The sequence below is a fragment of the Affinirhizobium capsici genome, assembly GCF_977018625.1.
On record NZ_CDRNXD010000004.1, the window covers coordinates 2593278 to 2612354 of the forward strand.

A 19077-nucleotide genomic window follows, 5' to 3' on the forward strand; every position below is an offset into this window, starting at 1 on the left:
ACGTTACATTCAGAGACTGACGTGACGATCAAGCCGACTTCTTGTCGTCCTTGATTTCTTCGTAGTCTGCATCGACCACGCCGTCCTCAGCCTTACCACCTTCAGCACCGCCTTCTGCCTGCTGTGCTTCATAGATGGCCTGACCAAGCTTCATGGATGCTTCCATGAGCACTTGCGTCTTGGCCTGAATGTCTTCAGCGTTCGGCTCGGACGCTTCAATGGCCGTCTTCAGGTTTGCAATGCCGTCTTCGATGGCCTTGCGGTCTGCCTCGGAAACCTTGTCGCCATATTCCTGCAGCGACTTTTCCGTGGAGTGAACAAGGCTTTCAGCCTGGTTCTTGGCTTCAACACCTGCACGGCGCTTCTTGTCTTCCTCGGCGTGAGCCTCAGCATCCTTCACCATCTTTTCGATGTCTGCATCAGACAGACCACCGGACGCCTGGATGCGGATCTGCTGCTCCTTGCCCGTGCCCTTATCCTTGGCGGATACCTGCACGATGCCGTTCGCATCGATATCGAAGGTGACTTCGATCTGCGGAACGCCGCGTGGTGATGGTGGCAGGCCAACCAGATCGAACTGACCGAGCAGCTTGTTATCGGCTGCCATTTCACGCTCGCCCTGGGACACGCGGATCGTCACGGCCTGCTGGTTGTCTTCAGCGGTCGAGAAGGTCTGGCTCTTCTTCGTCGGGATCGTCGTGTTACGGTCGATCAGGCGTGTGAAGACGCCACCGAGCGTTTCGATGCCGAGCGACAGCGGGGTTACGTCGAGAAGGAGAACGTCCTTCACGTCGCCCTGCAGAACGCCTGCCTGGATGGCCGCGCCGAGCGCCACGACTTCATCCGGGTTGACGCCCTTGTGCGGCTCCTTGCCGAACAGCTGCTTGACGACTTCCTGCACCTTCGGCATGCGGCTCATGCCGCCGACCAGAACCACTTCATCGATTTCAGAAGCGGAAACGCCAGCATCCTTCAGCGCTGCCTTGCAAGGTGCCACCGTGCGCTGCACGAGGTCATCCACCAGGCTTTCGAACTTGGCGCGGGTCAGCTTCAGCGTCAGGTGCTTCGGACCGGACGCATCTGCCGTGATGAAGGGCAGGTTGATTTCCGTCTGCTGCGACGAAGACAGCTCGATCTTTGCCTTTTCAGCAGCTTCCTTGAGGCGCTGCAGAGCCAGCTTGTCGGTCTTCAGGTCGATGCCGTTGTCCTTCTTGAACTCGGCTGCGAGATACTCGACCAGACGCATGTCGAAGTCTTCACCACCGAGGAAGGTATCGCCATTGGTGGACTTTACTTCGAAGACGCCATCGCCGATTTCCAGAACCGAGATATCGAAGGTGCCGCCGCCCAAGTCGTAGACAGCGATGGTCTTGCCATCCTTCTTGTCCAGACCGTAGGCCAGCGCGGCTGCCGTTGGCTCGTTGATGATGCGCAGAACTTCAAGACCGGCAATGCGGCCAGCATCCTTGGTGGCCTGGCGCTGTGCGTCGTTGAAGTAGGCCGGAACGGTGATGACGGCCTTTTCGACCTTTTCGCCGAGATAGGCTTCAGCCGTTTCCTTCATCTTCTGAAGGATCATGGCCGAGATCTGCGAAGGCGAATAACCCTTGCCATTGGCCGTGACCCAGGCATCGCCGTTATCGCCGCGCGAAATTTCGTAAGGAACGAGGCCCTTGTCCTTCTCAACAGTCGGATCTTCGTAACGGCGGCCAATGAGGCGCTTTACGGCGAACAGCGTGTTGGTTGGGTTCGTGACGGCCTGACGCTTGGCCGGCTGGCCGACCAGACGCTCGCCATCATCGCTGAATGCGACCATGGACGGCGTGGTGCGCGCGCCTTCGGCGTTTTCGATAACCTTCGCGTCCTTACCGTCCATGACGGCGACGCAGGAATTGGTTGTACCAAGGTCGATGCCAATTACTTTTGCCATTTCTTCTCTCTCCTTTAAGCGAACTGTCGGAACCCCTTCAAAGGCATTCCACTGACAGTTCCTCGACTGGGATGGTTTCGCAGCATCGGCTGCTGTCATGCGGCGTATATAAGGACCGGTTTTTCCGACTGCAAGGCGGGAAGACGTGACCTCATCACCAAAAAATGAGCGATATTTGGGGTTTTATGGCGCAAACCCATGGCCCGTACCCGGCAGACAGTAAGCCATATGCCGAATCACGCTGACGGGGCAGCAGTTCACTGCCCCATGATGATATCGAAAAGCGTTGTATCACGCGGCGCGCGCCGGGGCGATCCGCCACCCACATCGCCCGGTGGCACCGGACCTTCCAGCACTGCATCGGGCGGGGCACGGCCCTCAAGCACCGCATCCGGTGGAACCCGACCGTCTTGCGGACCGCGATATTCGCGGTAATCGCGATAACCGCGCTGCGGGATATCGCCGGGTGGCATCGTGTAGGGATCGTTGCGCGGTTGCACGGCCCGCTGCTGGCCTTGCGGATAGGCGGGCTGGTTGCGTTGCTGGTAAACGGGCTGATCCTGCTGTGGATAGCCCTGCCGAGGATTGCCCTGTTCCGGATAGGCCTGATCGGGATTTTGCGGGTAAGGCTGCGGATTGTTGGCTGGCGGATAGGCCGCCTGATTCTGCGGCGCGGCACCTTCCGGCGGCGCATCCGGTGCAGGCGGGTAGTCCTCGTTGTTGGAGGAGCCGCCACCCGGCAGAACGCCGGAGAGGAAATCTCCCAAGGTGGTTTGCGCTTCCGGTGCCGCAGGGCGAATGCCCACGCCAAACAACGGTGTCGGCTTGTAGCCTTCCAGCGCTGCCGTCATGTAATTCTTCCAGGTGCGGGCAGGCAGGCCGCCGCCGGTGACCTTCTTCATCGGCGTGCCATCGTCATTGCCGAACCAGATGCCTGTGGTCATGGTGCTGGTGAAACCGACAAAAATCGCATCGCGGAAGGACTGCGTGGTACCGGACTTGCCAGCCGCTTGCCATTTGGCCAGTTGGGCTGCGCGACCCGTGCCTTCCGTCATGACACGGTTCAACATGCCATTGAGGTTGGCGACGATCTGTTCGCTCAAGACACGCGGAGGACCGGAATAATCCGCCTCGTAAAGGACCTTGCCGTTGGCATCAGTGATTCGGCTGACCAGATGCGGCGTCGCCTTCATGCCCCCATTCATGAAAGCGGCATAGGAGGAGGTAAGCTCGACAAGCGTCACTTCCGAAGTGCCAAGCGCGATGGAAGCATTCTCCTGCAAATCGGACTCGATGCCGAGACGATGCGCCATGGCAATCACGTTTTTCGGCCCGACCTGCATGACCAATTGGGCGGCAATGGTGTTGAGCGAATTGGCAAGTGCTGTGGAAAGCGTCACCTGGCCGCGATATTTCTGATCGTAATTTTCCGGTGTCCAGTTACCGATTTTCACCGGGCCGTCTGTCATCACGGTATCGGGCCGGTAGCCCGCTTCGAGCGCTGCGGCATAAACGAAAGGCTTGAAGGCCGAGCCCGGCTGGCGTTTGGCCTTGGCCGCACGGTTAAACTGGCTATCGGCATAATCACGCCCGCCAACGACAGCCCGGATCGCACCCGTTGCATCGACTGAAACGAGCGCCGCCTGCGTGGCGTTGGACTTCGGACCCTCTTTCTCAAGCGCCGCAGTCAGCGCCTTTTCGGCATCCTTCTCGAGGCGCAGATCCAGCGTTGTTTGAACATTGATATCTGTTTTGACCTCGCCGAGGATCGACTTGACCTCATCCATCACCATATCGGCGGCATAATGCTCGGCGCCGCTCCAATAGCGCTTTGCCTTGGCAGGCGGCTGGGAAATGGCCGTCTTGATTTCTTCGGCAGTGATATACCCTGCCTCTCGCATGGCCCCCATAACCACCTGCGACCGCTCTTCCGCAGCCTTGGGATCACGCGCCGGGGAAAGACGTGTGGGTGCCTTGAGGAGGCCCGCCAGAGTGGCGGCTTCCGCGAGGTTCACATCCCGCGCCGACTTGCCGAAATAACGCTGGGAGGCTGCCTCCACGCCATAGGCGTTCGAACCGAAGAACATACGGTTCAAATACATGGCAAGGATCTGATCCTTGGTGAATTTATGCTCCAGCCAGAAGGACAGGAGAACTTCCTGGATCTTTCGCTCAAACGTGCGATCTGGCGAGAGGAACAGGTTTTTCGCCAATTGCTGGGTGATGGTCGAGCCGCCCTGAATGCTGCGCCCCGTCAAGTTGTTGACGAAGGCGCGCGCAAGCCCCAGCGGATCGACGCCGAAATGATAATAGAAGCGCCTGTCTTCGATCGAGATGACGGCTTGGGGCAGGAAGGGCGACATTTCTTCCAGAGCAATGGCTTCACCGCCCGTGGTGCCGCGATTGGCAACCAGTGTGCCATCGAGGGCGGATATCTTGACGTTTGGCGGACGGTCCGGAATGGCCCAGGTGCTGGCGGACGGCATTTGCGCGGCATAATAGGCCACAAGACCGCCAATGCCGATGGCCGCCCATATGCCAAGGACGATGCACCAATAGATCAGCCTGCGGATCGCCCCGAAAAAGCCCAGCCTTTCTTTGCGAGGTTCCGCCCGTTTTGCCGAGCGGCGCTGCTTGCGAACGGGGCGTTCGTCTTCTTCCTCGTCATCATAATCGTCATAATCGGGCTCTACGGCACGCTTGCGCCGGGGCGGATCCTCACGTTCGGCGCGCGCCTTCCGCGGCGCGGCGCGACCCGTGATACGGTCATCGGCGTCAATCCGAACTTCATCTGCCGCCTTTTCGTCCGACCCAAAAGACGGCTCGACGCGTTCGCGCGATTTCTTTCCCGATGCCATGTACCCCGGTCGTGCTCCCCAGCTCGAATATCACGATCGGCAACATCCAGCCGGATGCCGCCGCTTACTTTTCTCCATGCGTGGAGTTGGCGCTTTTCACAATGGTTACCAAGCGTTTTCCGCCCATGCAGCGTAAATGCGGCGATTTAAGGGGGCGTTAAACATCAAGAAGACGAGAAAAACCGGCCATGCGTGGGCATAAAGTTCATTTCAGAACACACTCATATATTTATTAGAGTGTGCTAAATCATCTATTAATAATAGTAATTGCCACGTCTTTGCCATCAACTACATTTAGCCATTCTGGTGTCGGGTGGACGGTCCTTGGGAGGAGCTGTGGCGCACAAGAGCGCACGCCATCTTCTCCAGTTCAGGAGCGTTGCCCCGACAGAGACGGGGGTCTTTCAGAATGTAGCTGGCAGGGGGTCTCGAAGGCTGCCGGATGGATGGAGGCATGTGTGCGTTCACAACCGATACGGCGTCCCGTGGGACCAGACCAGCTATCTTTGTTGCAGCAGGTTTTCGATGCGGCCTGCACGGAATACAAGATTGGCAAAGATACGCCTGATGGCGAGGCGCTAGCCCTCATTTTGGTGAATTCCCTACAAAAGGGCATGGACGAGAAGGAAGCTCTGGCCTCGCTTGCCGAAGCCATGGCGCAGGGTCGATAAAGCCTGTTGCGGCGATCAGCCACCACAGTACACGACGCAACGCCCTCGATGTGCCAAGTCCGCAAGCATTTCGTTTGTGCTCTGAGCCTCATTATGATTGTGGCTGGGGTCATAAAACCATCAGAAGCGTTAAGTGAGGGGCTGCTGCCAAAGCACCACTTCATTCGTTCAGGGGAAGCAGGGTCTGGCTTGGCTAGACACTGGCAATTCCGCTCAAGTCCTCATGGCTGAGAAGATCCTGTCTTGCGCCTTGCGGACGGGGAGAGCCAAAATCCTCCGCCAATGACTGGCGAAAGTATCCGCCCCGACGCAGCCGAAGCCCGCCTCTCTTCTCTCGCCACCTCAACAGCAGCTTCAACAGGCACAATACGAAGCCCGGCGGAATGATGAGCCAAAGCGCCTTGATGACATCCGGTGAGGCACGGAAGGTGGCGAGCAGATCGGCTAAGAAATTGTAGTCATCCATGGCCCTCATGGCTCCCGGTCTGCGAGTGCGTCATGACCTGAGGGCAAGGAAGCAGAACCAGTCCAGCCCAAAAGCGCGTGACGCAACACACGAAACAAGAACGGGTTTGGCACGCCAAAGGCCAGTTGCTTGGGTAAGGCCCCTGGCGGCCGGGGAGTTAGAAAATCGTGTACGTACGACCGCCCCGACCTTTAGGTGCAAGCACCTTGGACATGCGTCGGGGCCTCCCCAGCCATAGTGGGTAGGAGAGCCTTATAGGGCAATCACAAGCACTCAGCCACTCAGAATGACCGAGGGGGCATCTCGTATCACGGATGCCAGCCTAACGTACAAGAGGTTTCTACGCCCCAGGACAGACCCGTTCAAGCCGGTCCCACAACCACGTTATGTCACTGCGGTTGTGGCATCCACTACAAGATGTGAGGGATTTTTTCCGTTGATGCGCATGTCATCACGCTCTTCTCAGCGCCGGTCGCGCGATACACGAAGCCATGCTTGCGTCGTGTACTGTGGATCATCTTCATGCGACGTGCTGCAACTTCTTGTTTTTATACATGTCATTATCGCAAAACCGCTGCACAGTTTTGCGCGGTTTCCTTGAGCGTATCACCATGCCTCACCATTCCAGCTGGCGCTGATAAAACTCTTCTGCCGCACTGGCAGATGAATGATCGAGACCATCGCTCGCTTCATCTTCCTTTGCCGCATTGGGATGCTCACGCTGCTGGCCACAGTGTTGGCCCGAACCACCCTTGCGGTGACGATCCTCATCCTCACCTTCTACGGCGGAAATCAGTTCATCTTCCAATTCACCTCCGTCGCCCTTGGCCGGATAGGGAACATAGGCTGGCGCGACACCATCTTTCACCGTACCGCGCATGTTCAGCATTGCCTGTGCCAAGCCCGCGAAAATCGATTCATCTGCCAGCAGGGCCTGCGATGTTGCTGTGGCGGAAAAGGCCGGTGCAGGAAGCGGAGCGACAGAGGCGGGCTCCTGCTCATTGGCTATCGAGGCTGGTTTTGCCGCGTTCGAAGTGGTGGCAATGGATGTTTCCGGCTGGGGCGCGTGCTCAAGCTCCCGCTCTGCTTGCGTCAACAGGCTTGAGAGCTTTTGTTGAAGTTGCTGTGCCTCAATCACTGTCTGCGGCGATGGCACAGCTTGCACTGGCAAGGAGCCAGGCACAAGAAGTTCCGCCGCTGGCTGCGGCAAGACCGAAGCCGGTTTTGCGGCAGCCGCCTCGCCGTTCAGTCGACTTGGACCTGCAGGGTTCGTTGCGAGCTCACGTGCGGCCAAAGCGGGTGCTTTGACCTGATTGGAAGAACCAGCCGAACCGCTGGAGGTTTCCGTGCCAATGGCTGGATGCTCTGGAACAGGATCAGGCGCGACTGACAGCCGCAGCGATTGATCAGATGATGCTGCCGCTTCTTTCTGGGGCAAAGATCCGGTGCTGGAAGCTGCAAGCCTTGAAGGCGCAGGCTCCGCGCTCTTGCCGTCGTTCATGACAGGGTCGCGGCGGCTTTCGGCATCAATGGCAGGCATTCGGGGAGATGCGGTCGCCTTGCTATCGAGATGTCCGGCATCCGGCACGTCCGCCTCCGCCCCATCCAATGCCGTTTCAGAATTGACGGTGGTTTCGCTTGAGGCCTGCTTTGTGGAAACGCCTGTGGCCTGCTGTTCGGCAATCTTGACGAGGGCTGCCTGTGCCGCCTGAACCATTGGCTTGCCGCTAAAGGCGGTCTGGCTTTGACCAAGCTTCTGGCTCCAAGCGCTGCGCACATCATCATCGCCGTCTACGGCCTGATCTGGCTGGTAGGAGGTTGCAACGCGATCCGCCATTTTTTCGGCATTTTGTTCTTCCGTTTCAAGGAGCAAGGCCAGCTTGGTGGCTTCAGGCCCGCTGCTGTTGGCAAGAGCGCGCAGGAGAAGATCGATCGAGAGGCCCTTCATCCACTGCGAGAGCGCCTGCTGCAAATTGTTCTGCGCCGCTGGGGAAAGGGTGCGGATTACCGTCACGAGGCGTGCCATGTAATCGCTCAGGCTTTCATCGGCCCGGCGCTCGACCTTCAAAAGGGAGCCTATGACCTCTGCAAAACCGGAAACACCCCTGCCCGCTGGCCATTGGCCGGACAGTTCCAGCACGGCAACGCGATTTTCCACCGGACGGCCCGCCGGCAATAAAGGACCCTGATCCGCGACAGGCGGGCGTGATGCCTGACCTTGCGCGCCAAGCGGAACGAGCTGGGTGGTGTCATCTGCCACACCACCAGGGGCCGGAGCAGAAAGAGATGCAGAGGAAAGGGGCGGCAACATGCGGATGCCTCACAGTGTCAGGGCAAGTCCAACAGGTCGGCCCGAAGGAAAGCAGTACATGACGGCGAAAAGCCGCGCCTGCGGCGCCTCATGGCGTCTAGTGTGCCGATTGGTCATTCAGGCTAGGCAAGTATGGTTAATAAATTCTTAAAGAGCCTCGCCAACAATCGGCGAGGCTCCAACAGATCAGCTATGGGCGAAAATATCAGTTTCTTCCCAGCCCAAAAGGTCCAGCTTGGCCCGTGTCGGCAGGAAGGCAAAGCAGGCTTGCGCCATATCCAGACGGTCATCACGGATCAAACGCTCGGTCAGCTTGGCGCGAAGCGCATGAAGGTGAAGAACGTCTGAGGCTGCATATTCAAGCTGTGCCTGAGACAGGGTTTCCGCCGCCCAATCGGATTGCTGTTGCGCCTTGGAGACGTCGACATCCAGCATTTCCTTGAGGTTATCCTTCAAGCCATGGCGATCCGTGTAGGTGCGGGCCAGACGCGACGCGATCTTGGTGCAGAAGACGCCCTGCGTCGTGATGCCGAAGGTATGGTACAAAACTGCTATGTCAAAACGACCGTAATGGAAGATCTTTTCCAGGCTGGGATTTTCCAGCAAGGCACAGAGGCGCGGAGCCTGCTTCTGGCCCTTTGCGATGCGAATGACGTCCGCGCTGCCATCACCGGGAGAAAGCTGCACAACGCACAGACGGTCCCGGCGCGGCACCAGACCAAGGGTTTCAGTGTCTATCGCGATGGCATCCGTATAGCGGGCAGCATCGGCTTCGGAGAGATCGCCCTCATGATATCGAATAGTTGTCATTTTTTCCTCGTCTTGCGCTTTGCCCACCCTATATCGCATCACACACAGGATGAACACGCTGACGCCGCCTAATTAAGCGCCGCCGTTACGGAGCCGTGCGCTGGACGCATTGCTGCAATGCGGCAGGGTTTCTTGTTCTGAGCCAAAGCTCAGGCTATATACAAATCATCGAAGCGACGCACTCCTCCTCCCAGTGTCGCTCGAGAGGATCGGCAATCTCCTCCTCCTCCCAAATTGCCGATCGAGTTTAAAAGCCTGCCGCACCTCCTCCCGCGGCAGGCTTTTTACGTTTCAGGCTTCCGCGCTCTCGGCGTCACGGGTCAAGTCTTCCGAAAAAATTGTCATTTTATCTTTGGTTGGCATAGCTTGGCTGAAATTCAGCCTTGGATATCGAGCCTAACTTGAGCAATCTCCAGACCTTCTTCAGCCGAAGCGCCGTGTTTGTCGCACGCGACCTGATTGGCGCGAGCTTTACCGTCGACGGCGTGGGCGGCGTGATTGCCGAGACGGAAGCTTACGAGCCGGACGATGCCGCCTCCCACAGCTTCAGGGGCATGACCCCGCGCAATCGCGCCATGTTTGGCCCGCCAGCCCATGTCTATATCTACCGCTCCTATGGCATCCATTGGTGCGTGAACTTCGTGTGCCTGCCGGGCAGCGCCGTGCTGATTCGTGCACTTGAGCCAGTGGCAGGAATCGAGACCATGGCCGCCAGACGAGGCCGCCTGGAGCCGCATTTATTGTGCGCCGGGCCTGGGCGCGTGGCGCAAGCGCTTGGGCTGGATGGAAGCATGGATGGGCAGGCGCTCGACCAGCCGCCATTTAGCCTTTGCCTTTCGCAAGAACCGGCAGCGGTTATGGCCGGGCCACGGATCGGCATTACAAAGGCTGTTGATTTACCTTGGCGTTTTGGGTTGCAGGGCTCGCGCCATATCAGCAAGAGGTTTAAACCTTTGGATGACGGAAATTAGAGCTCTACAATGACGGATTTCAAGAAGACACGTAGCCTGTTTCATATGCCGGATGGCGTCATTTATCTGGATGGCAATTCGCTGGGACCCCTTCCCATCAACGCCCAAAAGCGCGTGATGGAGACCATGAAGGACCAATGGGGCGATATGCTGATTCGCGGCTGGAACGACGGCGGCTGGATGCAGATGCCACGCCGGGTGGGCGACCGCGTGGGCAGGTTGATCGGTGCTGCCGACGGTACGGTGGTGATGGGCGATACGCTATCCATCAAGGTCTATCAGGCGCTGGCCTCAGCCATCGACCTTGTGGCTCAGCGCGATGACGGACGCAAAGTGATCCTGTCGGACAGCGGCAATTTTCCCTCCGATCTCTATATCGCGGAAGGCCTCATTCAATCGCTCAATCACGGCTATGTGCTGAAGGTGGTTGCACCGGAAGAGGTGGATGCTGCCATTGACGAGACAGTAGCCGTCACGATGCTGACAGAGGTGGATTATCGCACTGGCCGCTTGCACGACATGAAGGCGCTGACTGCCAAGGCCCATGCGGCTGGTGCGCTGGCTGTCTGGGATCTCGCCCATTCTGCGGGTGCCATTCCGGTTGATCTTGCCGGTGCGGATGCCGATTTTGCTGTTGGCTGTACCTACAAATATCTGAATGGCGGCCCCGGCGCCCCGGCCTTCATTTATGTCGCGCCGAAATGGGCGGACAGGGCAAAGCCCGCTCTTTCCGGGTGGATGGGCCATGAGCGCCCCTTCGCCTTCGACCTCAGCTATCGTCCCGGAGACGGCGTGGAGCGGATGCGGGTCGGCACGCCGCCAATTCTGGCGCTTTCCGCGCTCGATGCGGCACTTGATGCCTGGGAGGGGGTCGACATGGCGGCGGTGCGAGCAAAATCCATCGCGCTTTGCGACCTCTTCATCGCCGAAGTGGAAGCCCGCTGCCCCGGCCTGACACTCGCCTCTCCCCGCGATGGATCAAAGCGCGGCAGCCAGGTTTCCTTCCGTCACGCGCAAGGCTACGCCATCATGCAGGCGCTGATTTCCCGCGGCGTCATTGGCGACTTCCGCGCACCCGATGCCATCCGTTTCGGCTTCACGCCGCTCTACATCGACGATGAGGACGTGGTGAAGGCCGTGGACGTGCTGGAAGACATTATTGCAAACCGGCTGTGGGATGAGCCCCGCTTCAAGCAGAAGGCAGTCGTGACGTGAGCATCAAGACTTACAACCCTGCCGAAGATGGCGCTGAAATGTCGTTTCGCGAGCGGATGTCCTATACGGATTATTTGCAGCTCGATCCGATCCTTTCGGCACAAAAGCCGCTGTCTTCTGCCCATGACGAGCTGCTGTTCATCATCCAGCACCAGACATCCGAGCTCTGGATGAAGCTTGCGATCCACGAGATTACTTCCGCGATCGACGCGATCCGCCGCGATGAGCCGCAGCCTGCGTTCAAGATGCTGACGCGGGTGGCGCGCATTTTCGAACAGCTGAACAGCGCCTGGGATGTGCTGCGCACCATGACGCCCAGCGAATACACCGATTTTCGCGATGCTCTGGGACAATCCTCCGGCTTCCAGTCATACCAGTATCGCGCCATCGAATTTCTGGCGGGCAACCGAAACCTTGCCATGCTGGGGCCGCACCAGCACCGCCCGGACCTGATGCAGCACCTGGAAGAAATCCTGGCACGTCCGAGCCTCTACGACGAGGCGATCCGCCTTCTCGCCCGCAAGGGTTTCGATGTAGGGGGAGAGGCGAGCAAAACTGACTGGCGCGACAAGCGGCAGGAAAGTGAGGCCGTGCTGGAAGCCTGGCGCTTGGTCTATGCCTCCCCCGGTCAATACTGGGACCTCTATGAGCTGGCGGAAAAGCTGGTGGATTTCGAGGATTACTTCCGGCGCTGGCGCTTCAACCATGTCACCACCGTGGAACGGGTGATCGGTTTCAAGCGCGGCACCGGCGGCACCTCCGGCACGCAGTATTTGAAGAAAATGCTGGAAGTGGAGCTGTTTCCCGAACTGTGGCGCGTTCGCACCGTTCTCTAGAATTTGCTGCCGTTTGTCTTTTCGGGAAAACCGGTTCCCACTTTTCCCTGACAAACTCAAAAAAGGAACTGTCATGCTGTTTCATCGCATTGAGGACTGGACCGACGCCTACACCAATGGCGCAAACATTCCGCAGGGCGAGAAATGGCCCGCCCTCTGGGTGGAGCCAGCGAAAGCCTATCGCGACACAATGCTGGCGCTTGGGCGGGCGCAGCTGGATCTGGTCTATGGCGAAAAGCCCCGCAATCGCTTCGATCTCTTCCTGCCTGACACGACCCCGAAAGGTCTGGTGGTGTATGTGCATGGCGGCTACTGGCAATCACTCGACAAAAGCTATTGGTCGCATCTGGCGAATGGATGCGTCGAGAGTGGGTTTGCCGTGGCCATGCCAAGCTACACGCTATGCCCCGAGGCAAGGATTGGCGACATCGTGAGAGAAATCGCCCAGGCGATTTCCGATGCCGCCGGCGAAATCGATGGGCCGCTATATCTCACCGGCCATTCTGCCGGAGGCCATCTTGTCAGCCGCATGATTGCCGAAGGTTCGCCGCTGCCACAAGCGGTACAGGAGCGCATCCGCACCGTCGTTTCCATCTCGGGCGTCCATGATCTGCGGCCCCTGGTCGGCACCACGATCAACGAGAAGCTTGGCTTAAGCCCGCAGGAAGCGGCGGCAGAAAGCCCGGCGCTGATGCGCCCTCTGCCGAACAAGCGGCTCTTTTGCTGGGTCGGCGGCAATGAGCGGGCCGAATTCATTCGCCAGAACGCCCTGCTGGCCAGCATGTGGCTTGGTCTTGGTGCGGAGACTGGCGCCTATGCGGAACCGGACAAGCACCACTTCTCCATCGTTGATGGGTTGATGGACCCGGACCATCTGCTGGTGAAAACGCTCCTCTCCTAAGGGAACCATCCATGACATGGGCAAGGCGCAGGCGGCTGATCCAGACACAGAGGGCGGGTGTGGGGGTCGCCTTCGTCGCCGCGATTTCGTTCCTGGCGGGGATGACGGATGCCATTGGCCTGCGCCTCTCCGGCGATTTCGTGTCCTTCATGACCGGCAACACCACACGCGCTGCAATTTCGATGAGCGATGGCGACTGGTCCCATGGCCTTGTGCTGCTGCTGGCCGTTTTCGTCTTCGTTCTCGGTAATGCAATGGGGATCGTGATTGCGCATTGGGTGCAGCGGCGGATTTTCGGCGTACTGTCTGCCGTATCAATTCTGTTGGCACTTGCCTCCATGGTCACCGATCCAGAGCTTGGCCGCTTACGCTTTCTGCTGGTGGTGCTGGCCATGGGGGTTGTGAATGCTGCCGTTGAGCATGTGGAAGGGCTACCGATTGGCCTCACCTATGTGACCGGCGCGCTCTCCCGGCTCGGTCGCGGCATTGGGCGGTTTCTGACGGGAGACCGCAAGCTCGACTGGTGGATACAGATCGTGCCTTGGACCGGCATGTTGCTGGGTGCTTTGATCGGCGCCATTCTGGGCTCTGCCCTGCCCGATCAAGCATTGTTCATCGCAGCCCTTCTGGCGCTCGCCATCGCTTTCTGTTCACTGCTCATTCGCAGAACGCTGCATCACCGCTACAAGCACCGCCACACAGCCAGCCATTTCCGCAAGTGAGTTCATGTTTTATCTGTCGAAGATCTTTTGGCTGCTGGTGCAGCCGCTTTCCCTCGCATTTCTGCTGAGTGCCATCGGCTTTCTGCTGACGCTCTTGCGGTTCCGCCGGACGGGGCTGACCTCAATGTTTCTCGCCGCTCTCGTGCTGTTTGCCACGCTTTACACCACGACGGGAAACGTGCTGCTTCAGCATCTGGAAGATGAGATCGCCCGGCCCGCCGCCCTTCCAGAGACCGTCAGCTGCATGATCATTCTAGGCGGCGCCATTGAAAACGAGGTCATGAGCGGGCGTGGCGGGATTGAGTGGAACGCGGCTGCCGACCGATATACGCAAGCGCTTCTCCTGGCGAGGCAATATCCTCAGGCGAAACTTCTGGTCTCAGGCGGGGATGGTTCCTTCAGCGGTCGCTACGAAGGCGAAGCGCAAGCCACCGAGCACTTCTTCAATGCGCTCGGCATTGGCAGTGACCGCATCATCAAGGAAAATACCTCGCGCAATACCTGGGAGAACACGCTCAACACCCGCACACTGCTGCAAGAGGCGGGATTGACGAATTGCCTTCTGATAACCTCCGCCTTCCACATGCCACGCGCCACGGCACTTTTCACCAAGGCGGGAATGGAGGTTCAACCCTATCCGGTGGATTACCGTACGAGCGGCAAGGTGAAGCTTTGGCTAGATTTCACACAGCCATCGCTGAATGCGCAAAACACATCGACGGCAGTGCGGGAATGGCTGGGGTTGATCGGCTATCGTCTGACGGGCCGAATCTGAACCTGACGCCTTACTTCTTGGAGATGGTGACCATCTTGGCGCCACGCACACGGACTGTCATTTCACAATCGGGCTTTTCCGTGCGGTCGCAATAGCGCGGGTGCATCTGGAAAACGAAGACCATATTGCCGAAGCGCTTGATGAAATCATAGCCATAAATCTGGGCGGTGGCGATCATGAAGTACCCGCCTTCCTTCACCTGAAGGTAGAAATTATAGGGGCAACCTTCTTCGTTGCAGCCAATACCCTTCTGGCCGTTGCAATTGATTGCGCCGTGGTTGGCGATCGCATCGATAATGCCGTCATTGTTGATATCCAGCCGCGTGATGAAGCTGTCATCGAAGATAGCGCCGGGGCATTCCTTGCGGAAATGATCCTTTTCGTAGATTTCAGGATCGCTGATAAGCTGCTGCTGCGCATGGGCCGCAAAGGGCATGAGGCAGGCTGCCAGCAATTGAACCACGATAAGCAGGCATTTCATCACGTTCATCTTCCACGATGGATGTCGAAAGAATACAAAGTCCGGCCAGGAGCGCGGCAAGCGTAGCGCAAACTTTATAATGGAATGGTACTTGCGTGACGCTTGCGCGGGGAGAATGAACGGATGTCACTGCTGATCATGCTGGACTATGCAGGGGTGGCGCTGTTTGCCGCAACGGGCGGATTGGCAGCATCACGCAAGGAGCTTGACCTGATCGGCTTCCTGTTCTTCTCAGCGGCCACGGGCGTCGGCGGCGGCACCTTGCGCGATCTGGTGCTGGGCGCACCGGTTTTCTGGGTGGCGAACCCCACTTATCTTCTGATCTGCGTCATCGTCGGCATCTTCGCCTTCTTCACCGCGCACCAGGTGGAATGGCGTTACCGCCTGTTGATCTGGCTCGATGCGATTGGCCTCTCTGCCTATACGGTCATGGGGGCCGCAAAAGGATTGGCGATCACCGGCTCTCCCACCATTGCCATCGTAACCGGCACAATGACAGCCACCTTTGGCGGCATTCTGCGCGATCTCATTGCCAATGAACCATCCATTCTTTTGAGGCCGGAAATTTATGTAACTGCGGCCTTGGCAGGCGCTAGCGCATTTACCGCCGTCGAGCTCTTGCAGTTGCCGGTGGGCTTAAGCTCTGCTGCCGGGATTGCCATTGCGTTCGCACTTCGCGGTGGCGCACTGCATTATGGCTGGACCCTGCCGCGTTACAGGCCTCGGCCCGGCCGTCCGCCCGAAGAGGCCCTGAAGAAAAAGAAATAAGCGATCAGGAGGACACTTTTTCACGCAGACGGATAATTACGTCCACATGCGCAATTTCCATGCCTTCGGGTGCGTCAGGCAGATTGCCGATCTGGATATTGCTGATGGGAATATCCAGCACCTCGTTTCGTCCCTCCACGAAAAAGTGATGGTGATCCGAAACATTGGTATCAAAATAGGTTTTCTGGCTTTCGACGGCGAGAACGCGAATCAGCCCCGCTTCCGTGAACTGGTGCAGCGTGTTGTAGACAGTCGCGAGAGACACTGGAACGCCTGCAGAGGTGGCTTCCTCGTGCAACTCTTCCACAGTCAGGTGCCGATCGCCCTTGGCAAACAGGAGATCCGCCAGCGCAATGCGCTGCCGCGTGGGACGCAAGCCGCAAGTCCGAAGTCTGGTTTCCACATCCGTAATGGCGTCAGCCATTTTTGCCCTGCTCCATCAAGACCAATCCAGTCAAGTTTTGATATAACTTTTGCTGGCAACACTTTCAATAGCGCCCAACACCGCTGGCACGAGCCGTTTGGCTGCTTCTACGGGTGGATACGCGAAAAAATGCAGGCAAACCCTCTGGTTTGAAGGGTTCCATTCCTATATGCCGACCACAAACACTTGCGTTTAAATGCTTGGCGCTACGGCAATAGGCGCCACACGCTTCAATTTGCGCCGGTCTTGCTTTAAGAACGCAGAACCGAAGACGAGGGGGAACGGACAGACCTCATGACCACCAGACAATCCAGTTTTAGTTACGAAGAGATTCTGAAGTGCGCACATGGCGAGCTTTTTGGCCCGGGTAATGCGCAGCTGCCGCTGCCGCCCATGCTGATGGTGCACCGTATTACAGATATTTCCGAAACCGGTGGCGCTTTCGACAAGGGCTATATCCGCGCGGAATACGACGTGAAGCCGGATGACTGGTATTTTCCGTGCCATTTCGAAGGCAACCCCATCATGCCGGGCTGCCTCGGCCTCGATGGTATGTGGCAGCTGACGGGTTTCTTCCTCGGCTGGCTGGGTGAAGAAGGTCGTGGAATGGCGCTTTCCACAGGTGAAGTAAAGTTCAAGGGCATGATCCGCCCTCACACCAAGCTTCTGGAATACGGCATTGACTTCAAGCGCGTCATGCGCGGCCGCCTGGTGCTGGGTACAGCCGATGGCTGGCTGAAAGCAGACGGCGAAACAATCTATCAGGCCACCGATTTGCGCGTCGGCCTTTCAAAGGACAAGACTGCCTGAAATCGTTTCAGGCAGATCACGAAAACAAGTAAAGGTAGATCAGATGCGACGGGTAGTTGTCACCGGTCTCGGTGTAGTATCTTCAATCGGGAATAATGCCGACGAAGTCACCGCCTCTCTGCGCGATGCAAAATCCGGTATCACCTTCTCCAGCGATTTTGCCGAGCACGGCTTCAAGTGCCAGGTCTGGGGCAAGCCCACGCTTGACCCGACGGAGCATGTCGATCGCCGCGCAATGCGCTTTCTTTCGCTTGGTGGCGCGTGGAACCATGTGGCGATGAAGCAGGCGATTGCCGATTCCGGCCTGGAAGAAGCCGATTATGCGCAGAATGAGCGTGTGGGCATCATCATGGGCTCCGGCGGTCCGTCCACGCGCCAGATCGTGGAAGCCGCTGATATTGTTCGCCAGAACAACAGCCCCAAGCGCATCGGTCCATTTGCCGTTCCAAAGGCCATGTCTTCCACGGCCTCCGCAACGCTTGCGACATGGTTCAAGATCCATGGCGTGAACTATTCGATCTCTTCTGCCTGCGCCACCTCTTCGCATTGCATCGGCAATGCCGTTGAGATGATCCAATGGGGCAAGCAGGATGTGATGTTTGCCGGTGGCCATGAAGATCTGGACTGGACCATGTCCGACCTCTTCGACGCCATGGGTGCAATGTCCACCAAGTATAACGACAACCCTGCATCCGCTTCCCGCGCCTATGATGCAAACCGCGACGGCTTCGTGATTGCTGGCGGCGCTGGCGTTCTGGTTCTGGAAGAACTGGAGCACGCAAAGGCTCGCGGCGCGAAGATTTACGCGGAAGTGGTGGGCTACGGTGCAACCTCCGACGGCTATGACATGGTTGCCCCATCGGGCGAAGGTGCCATACGCTGCATGCGTCAGGCGCTTGCCAATGTTCAGGGCGAAGTGGATTACATCAACACCCACGGCACATCCACGCCGGTAGGCGACGCCAAGGAAATGGGCGCGATCCGCGAAGTCTTTGGAGACAAGATACCCCACATTCAGTCGACAAAGTCTCTTACAGGTCACTCACTGGGTGCCGCTGGCGTTCAGGAATCCATCTATTCCTTGCTCATGATGCAATCGGGCTTCATTGGCGAAAGCGCGCATATTCAGGAAATCGATCCTGAATTTGCCGATATGCCGGTGGTGCGCAAGCGCATCGACAATGCGAAGATGGACATTGCCCTTTCGAACTCCTTCGGGTTTGGCGGCACCAATGCCACGCTCGTCTTCCAGCGCTATAACGGATAAGTCGATGAGCGGAATTATGCAGGGTAAGCGCGGCCTCATCATGGGGGTCGCCAACAACCACTCGATAGCCTGGGGAATTGCGAAGGCGCTTCACGCACAGGGTGCGGAACTGGCGTTCACCTTTCAGGGTGAGGCGCTGGGACGTCGCGTCAAACCACTGGCCGCAGAGGTAAACTCCGACTTCGTTCTGCCCTGCGATGTGGAGGATCTGGCCTCGGTCGATAGCACCTTCAGTGCCATCAAGGAGCGCTGGGGCAAGCTGGATTTCGTGGTCCACGCCATCGGCTTCTCCGACAAGAACGAGTTGAAGGGTCTCTACGCCAATACCACGCGTGAGAACTTCAGCCGCACCATGGTGATTTCCTGTTTCTCCTTCACGGAAATTGCCAAGCGTGCCGCCGAACTGATGGGCGAGGATGGCTCCATGCTGACGCTCACCTATGGTGGCTCCGTTCGCGTGATACCGAATTACAACGTCATGGGCGTTGCCAAGGCCGCGCTTGAATCGTCCGTTCGCTATCTGGCTGCCGATTACGGTCCGAAGGGCATTCGCGTCAATGCCATCTCGGCTGGTCCGGTGCGCACGCTGGCAGGTGCCGGCATTTCCGATGCACGCGCCATCTATTCGTGGAACCAGAAGAACTCACCGTTACGCCGCACGGCGACAATTGAGGATATCGGCGGTTCAGCACTTTACCTGCTGTCCGACCTTTCGCGCGGTGTGACCGGCGAAATTCATTACGTGGACGCTGGCTATAACATCACCTCACTGCCAAGCATCGACCGTTTGCGCAACGCAGATGCCGAGTGACTAGCATTAAAGAACGACTGATTTGAAAGAAGCCCTGGTTCATCCGATCC

General features: G+C 58.1%; 18 protein-coding genes. 11 read left to right on the top strand and 7 right to left on the bottom strand.

Annotation, left to right across the window (positions count from 1 at the left end; translation table 11 throughout):
• Positions 1 to 28: 28 nt before the first annotated feature.
• On the bottom strand, positions 29 to 1930 hold the full coding sequence (gene dnaK / locus AC0JZ1_RS15860) for a molecular chaperone DnaK (RefSeq protein ID WP_471883287.1): 1902 nt from the start codon (positions 1928 to 1930) through the stop codon (positions 29 to 31).
• Positions 1931 to 2187: 257 nt separating this feature from the next.
• A complete protein-coding gene (locus AC0JZ1_RS15865; protein WP_471883288.1) occupies positions 2188 to 4788 on the bottom strand; it encodes a transglycosylase domain-containing protein in 2601 nt (866 codons plus the stop codon).
• A gap of 458 nt (positions 4789 to 5246) precedes the next feature.
• On the opposite strand from AC0JZ1_RS15865, the gene AC0JZ1_RS15870 reads away from it, so the two are divergent.
• On the top strand, positions 5247 to 5459 hold the full coding sequence (locus AC0JZ1_RS15870; protein WP_471883289.1) for a hypothetical protein: 213 nt from the start codon (positions 5247 to 5249) through the stop codon (positions 5457 to 5459).
• A 193-nt stretch (positions 5460 to 5652) separates the two neighbouring features.
• On the opposite strand, the gene AC0JZ1_RS15875 is transcribed toward AC0JZ1_RS15870, so the two are convergent.
• The 3 genes from AC0JZ1_RS15875 to AC0JZ1_RS15885 all read right to left on the bottom strand — a co-directional run bounded on the left by AC0JZ1_RS15875 (position 5653) and on the right by AC0JZ1_RS15885 (position 9046).
• The gene (locus tag AC0JZ1_RS15875) at positions 5653 to 5925 is read right to left on the bottom strand and encodes a hypothetical protein (protein ID WP_471883290.1); all 273 of its coding nucleotides are present in this window, start codon (positions 5923 to 5925) and stop codon (positions 5653 to 5655) included.
• A 616-nt stretch (positions 5926 to 6541) separates the two neighbouring features.
• Positions 6542 to 8236: a hypothetical protein gene (locus tag AC0JZ1_RS15880; protein WP_471883291.1), complete on the bottom strand. Its 1695-nt coding sequence runs from the start codon at positions 8234 to 8236 to the stop codon at positions 6542 to 6544.
• Between the two features lie 186 nt (positions 8237 to 8422).
• Complete coding sequence (locus AC0JZ1_RS15885) at positions 8423 to 9046, bottom strand: ribonuclease D (protein WP_471883292.1); 624 nt, start codon at positions 9044 to 9046, stop codon at positions 8423 to 8425.
• Between the two features lie 401 nt (positions 9047 to 9447).
• Here AC0JZ1_RS15885 and AC0JZ1_RS15890 point away from each other — a divergent pair, with 401 nt between their 5' ends.
• The 6 genes from AC0JZ1_RS15890 (at position 9448) to AC0JZ1_RS15915 (ending at position 14466) form a co-directional block, all read left to right on the top strand.
• Complete coding sequence (locus AC0JZ1_RS15890) at positions 9448 to 10017, top strand: DNA-3-methyladenine glycosylase (protein WP_471883293.1); 570 nt, start codon at positions 9448 to 9450, stop codon at positions 10015 to 10017.
• Between the two features lie 9 nt (positions 10018 to 10026).
• Positions 10027 to 11232 (top strand): kynureninase, encoded by a 1206-nt coding sequence (gene kynU, locus AC0JZ1_RS15895; protein ID WP_471883294.1) that lies wholly within the window; start codon positions 10027 to 10029, stop codon positions 11230 to 11232.
• Positions 11233 to 11270: 38 nt separating this feature from the next.
• Positions 11271 to 12068, top strand: a complete 798-nt coding sequence (kynA, locus tag AC0JZ1_RS15900) for a tryptophan 2,3-dioxygenase (protein WP_471883481.1) — start codon at positions 11271 to 11273, stop codon at positions 12066 to 12068.
• Positions 12069 to 12141: 73 nt separating this feature from the next.
• A complete protein-coding gene (locus AC0JZ1_RS15905; protein WP_471883295.1) occupies positions 12142 to 12969 on the top strand; it encodes an alpha/beta hydrolase in 828 nt (275 codons plus the stop codon).
• An 11-nt stretch (positions 12970 to 12980) separates the two neighbouring features.
• Positions 12981 to 13691 (top strand): YoaK family protein, encoded by a 711-nt coding sequence (locus AC0JZ1_RS15910; protein ID WP_471883296.1) that lies wholly within the window; start codon positions 12981 to 12983, stop codon positions 13689 to 13691.
• Between the two features lie 4 nt (positions 13692 to 13695).
• Positions 13696 to 14466, top strand: coding sequence for a YdcF family protein (locus tag AC0JZ1_RS15915; RefSeq protein ID WP_471883297.1), 771 nt, complete (start codon positions 13696 to 13698; stop codon positions 14464 to 14466).
• A gap of 10 nt (positions 14467 to 14476) precedes the next feature.
• Here the strand turns inward: AC0JZ1_RS15915 and AC0JZ1_RS15920 are convergent, their stop codons facing one another.
• A complete protein-coding gene (locus AC0JZ1_RS15920; protein ID WP_471883298.1) occupies positions 14477 to 14947 on the bottom strand; it encodes a hypothetical protein in 471 nt (156 codons plus the stop codon).
• Positions 14948 to 15070: 123 nt separating this feature from the next.
• Between AC0JZ1_RS15920 and AC0JZ1_RS15925 the strand changes: the two genes are divergently transcribed.
• Positions 15071 to 15715 (top strand): trimeric intracellular cation channel family protein, encoded by a 645-nt coding sequence (locus AC0JZ1_RS15925; protein ID WP_471883299.1) that lies wholly within the window; start codon positions 15071 to 15073, stop codon positions 15713 to 15715.
• A gap of 4 nt (positions 15716 to 15719) precedes the next feature.
• Here AC0JZ1_RS15925 and irrA read toward each other — a convergent pair whose 3' ends face one another.
• Positions 15720 to 16139 (bottom strand): iron response transcriptional regulator IrrA, encoded by a 420-nt coding sequence (irrA, locus tag AC0JZ1_RS15930; protein WP_471883300.1) that lies wholly within the window; start codon positions 16137 to 16139, stop codon positions 15720 to 15722.
• A gap of 294 nt (positions 16140 to 16433) precedes the next feature.
• Here irrA and fabA point away from each other — a divergent pair, with 294 nt between their 5' ends.
• The 3 genes from fabA to fabI are packed head-to-tail and all read left to right on the top strand — an operon-like array spanning position 16434 to position 19027.
• Positions 16434 to 16949, top strand: a complete 516-nt coding sequence (fabA, locus tag AC0JZ1_RS15935; RefSeq protein ID WP_471883301.1) for a 3-hydroxyacyl-[acyl-carrier-protein] dehydratase FabA — start codon at positions 16434 to 16436, stop codon at positions 16947 to 16949.
• 43 nt (positions 16950 to 16992) lie between these two features.
• Positions 16993 to 18216, top strand: coding sequence for a beta-ketoacyl-ACP synthase I (gene fabB / locus AC0JZ1_RS15940; RefSeq protein WP_471883302.1), 1224 nt, complete (start codon positions 16993 to 16995; stop codon positions 18214 to 18216).
• A 4-nt stretch (positions 18217 to 18220) separates the two neighbouring features.
• The gene (gene fabI, locus AC0JZ1_RS15945) at positions 18221 to 19027 is read left to right on the top strand and encodes an enoyl-ACP reductase FabI (RefSeq protein ID WP_471883303.1); all 807 of its coding nucleotides are present in this window, start codon (positions 18221 to 18223) and stop codon (positions 19025 to 19027) included.
• The last annotated feature ends 50 nt before the right edge of the window (positions 19028 to 19077 follow it).

Coding starts and splice junctions, on each gene's coding strand:
- AC0JZ1_RS15925 (WP_471883299.1), top strand. CDS start 15,071: ATGTCACTGCTGATCATGCTGGACTATGCAGGGGTGGCGCTGTTTGCC.
- AC0JZ1_RS15885 (WP_471883292.1), bottom strand. CDS start 9,046: ATGACAACTATTCGATATCATGAGGGCGATCTCTCCGAAGCCGATGCT.
- AC0JZ1_RS15905 (WP_471883295.1), top strand. CDS start 12,142: ATGCTGTTTCATCGCATTGAGGACTGGACCGACGCCTACACCAATGGC.
- AC0JZ1_RS15880 (WP_471883291.1), bottom strand. CDS start 8,236: ATGTTGCCGCCCCTTTCCTCTGCATCTCTTTCTGCTCCGGCCCCTGGT.
- AC0JZ1_RS15910 (WP_471883296.1), top strand. CDS start 12,981: ATGACATGGGCAAGGCGCAGGCGGCTGATCCAGACACAGAGGGCGGGT.
- AC0JZ1_RS15920 (WP_471883298.1), bottom strand. CDS start 14,947: ATGAAATGCCTGCTTATCGTGGTTCAATTGCTGGCAGCCTGCCTCATG.
- dnaK (WP_471883287.1), bottom strand. CDS start 1,930: ATGGCAAAAGTAATTGGCATCGACCTTGGTACAACCAATTCCTGCGTC.
- fabA (WP_471883301.1), top strand. CDS start 16,434: ATGACCACCAGACAATCCAGTTTTAGTTACGAAGAGATTCTGAAGTGC.
- kynU (WP_471883294.1), top strand. CDS start 10,027: ATGACGGATTTCAAGAAGACACGTAGCCTGTTTCATATGCCGGATGGC.
- irrA (WP_471883300.1), bottom strand. CDS start 16,139: ATGGCTGACGCCATTACGGATGTGGAAACCAGACTTCGGACTTGCGGC.
- AC0JZ1_RS15875 (WP_471883290.1), bottom strand. CDS start 5,925: ATGGATGACTACAATTTCTTAGCCGATCTGCTCGCCACCTTCCGTGCC.
- AC0JZ1_RS15865 (WP_471883288.1), bottom strand. CDS start 4,788: ATGGCATCGGGAAAGAAATCGCGCGAACGCGTCGAGCCGTCTTTTGGG.
- fabB (WP_471883302.1), top strand. CDS start 16,993: ATGCGACGGGTAGTTGTCACCGGTCTCGGTGTAGTATCTTCAATCGGG.
- fabI (WP_471883303.1), top strand. CDS start 18,221: ATGAGCGGAATTATGCAGGGTAAGCGCGGCCTCATCATGGGGGTCGCC.
- kynA (WP_471883481.1), top strand. CDS start 11,271: ATGTCGTTTCGCGAGCGGATGTCCTATACGGATTATTTGCAGCTCGAT.
- AC0JZ1_RS15915 (WP_471883297.1), top strand. CDS start 13,696: ATGTTTTATCTGTCGAAGATCTTTTGGCTGCTGGTGCAGCCGCTTTCC.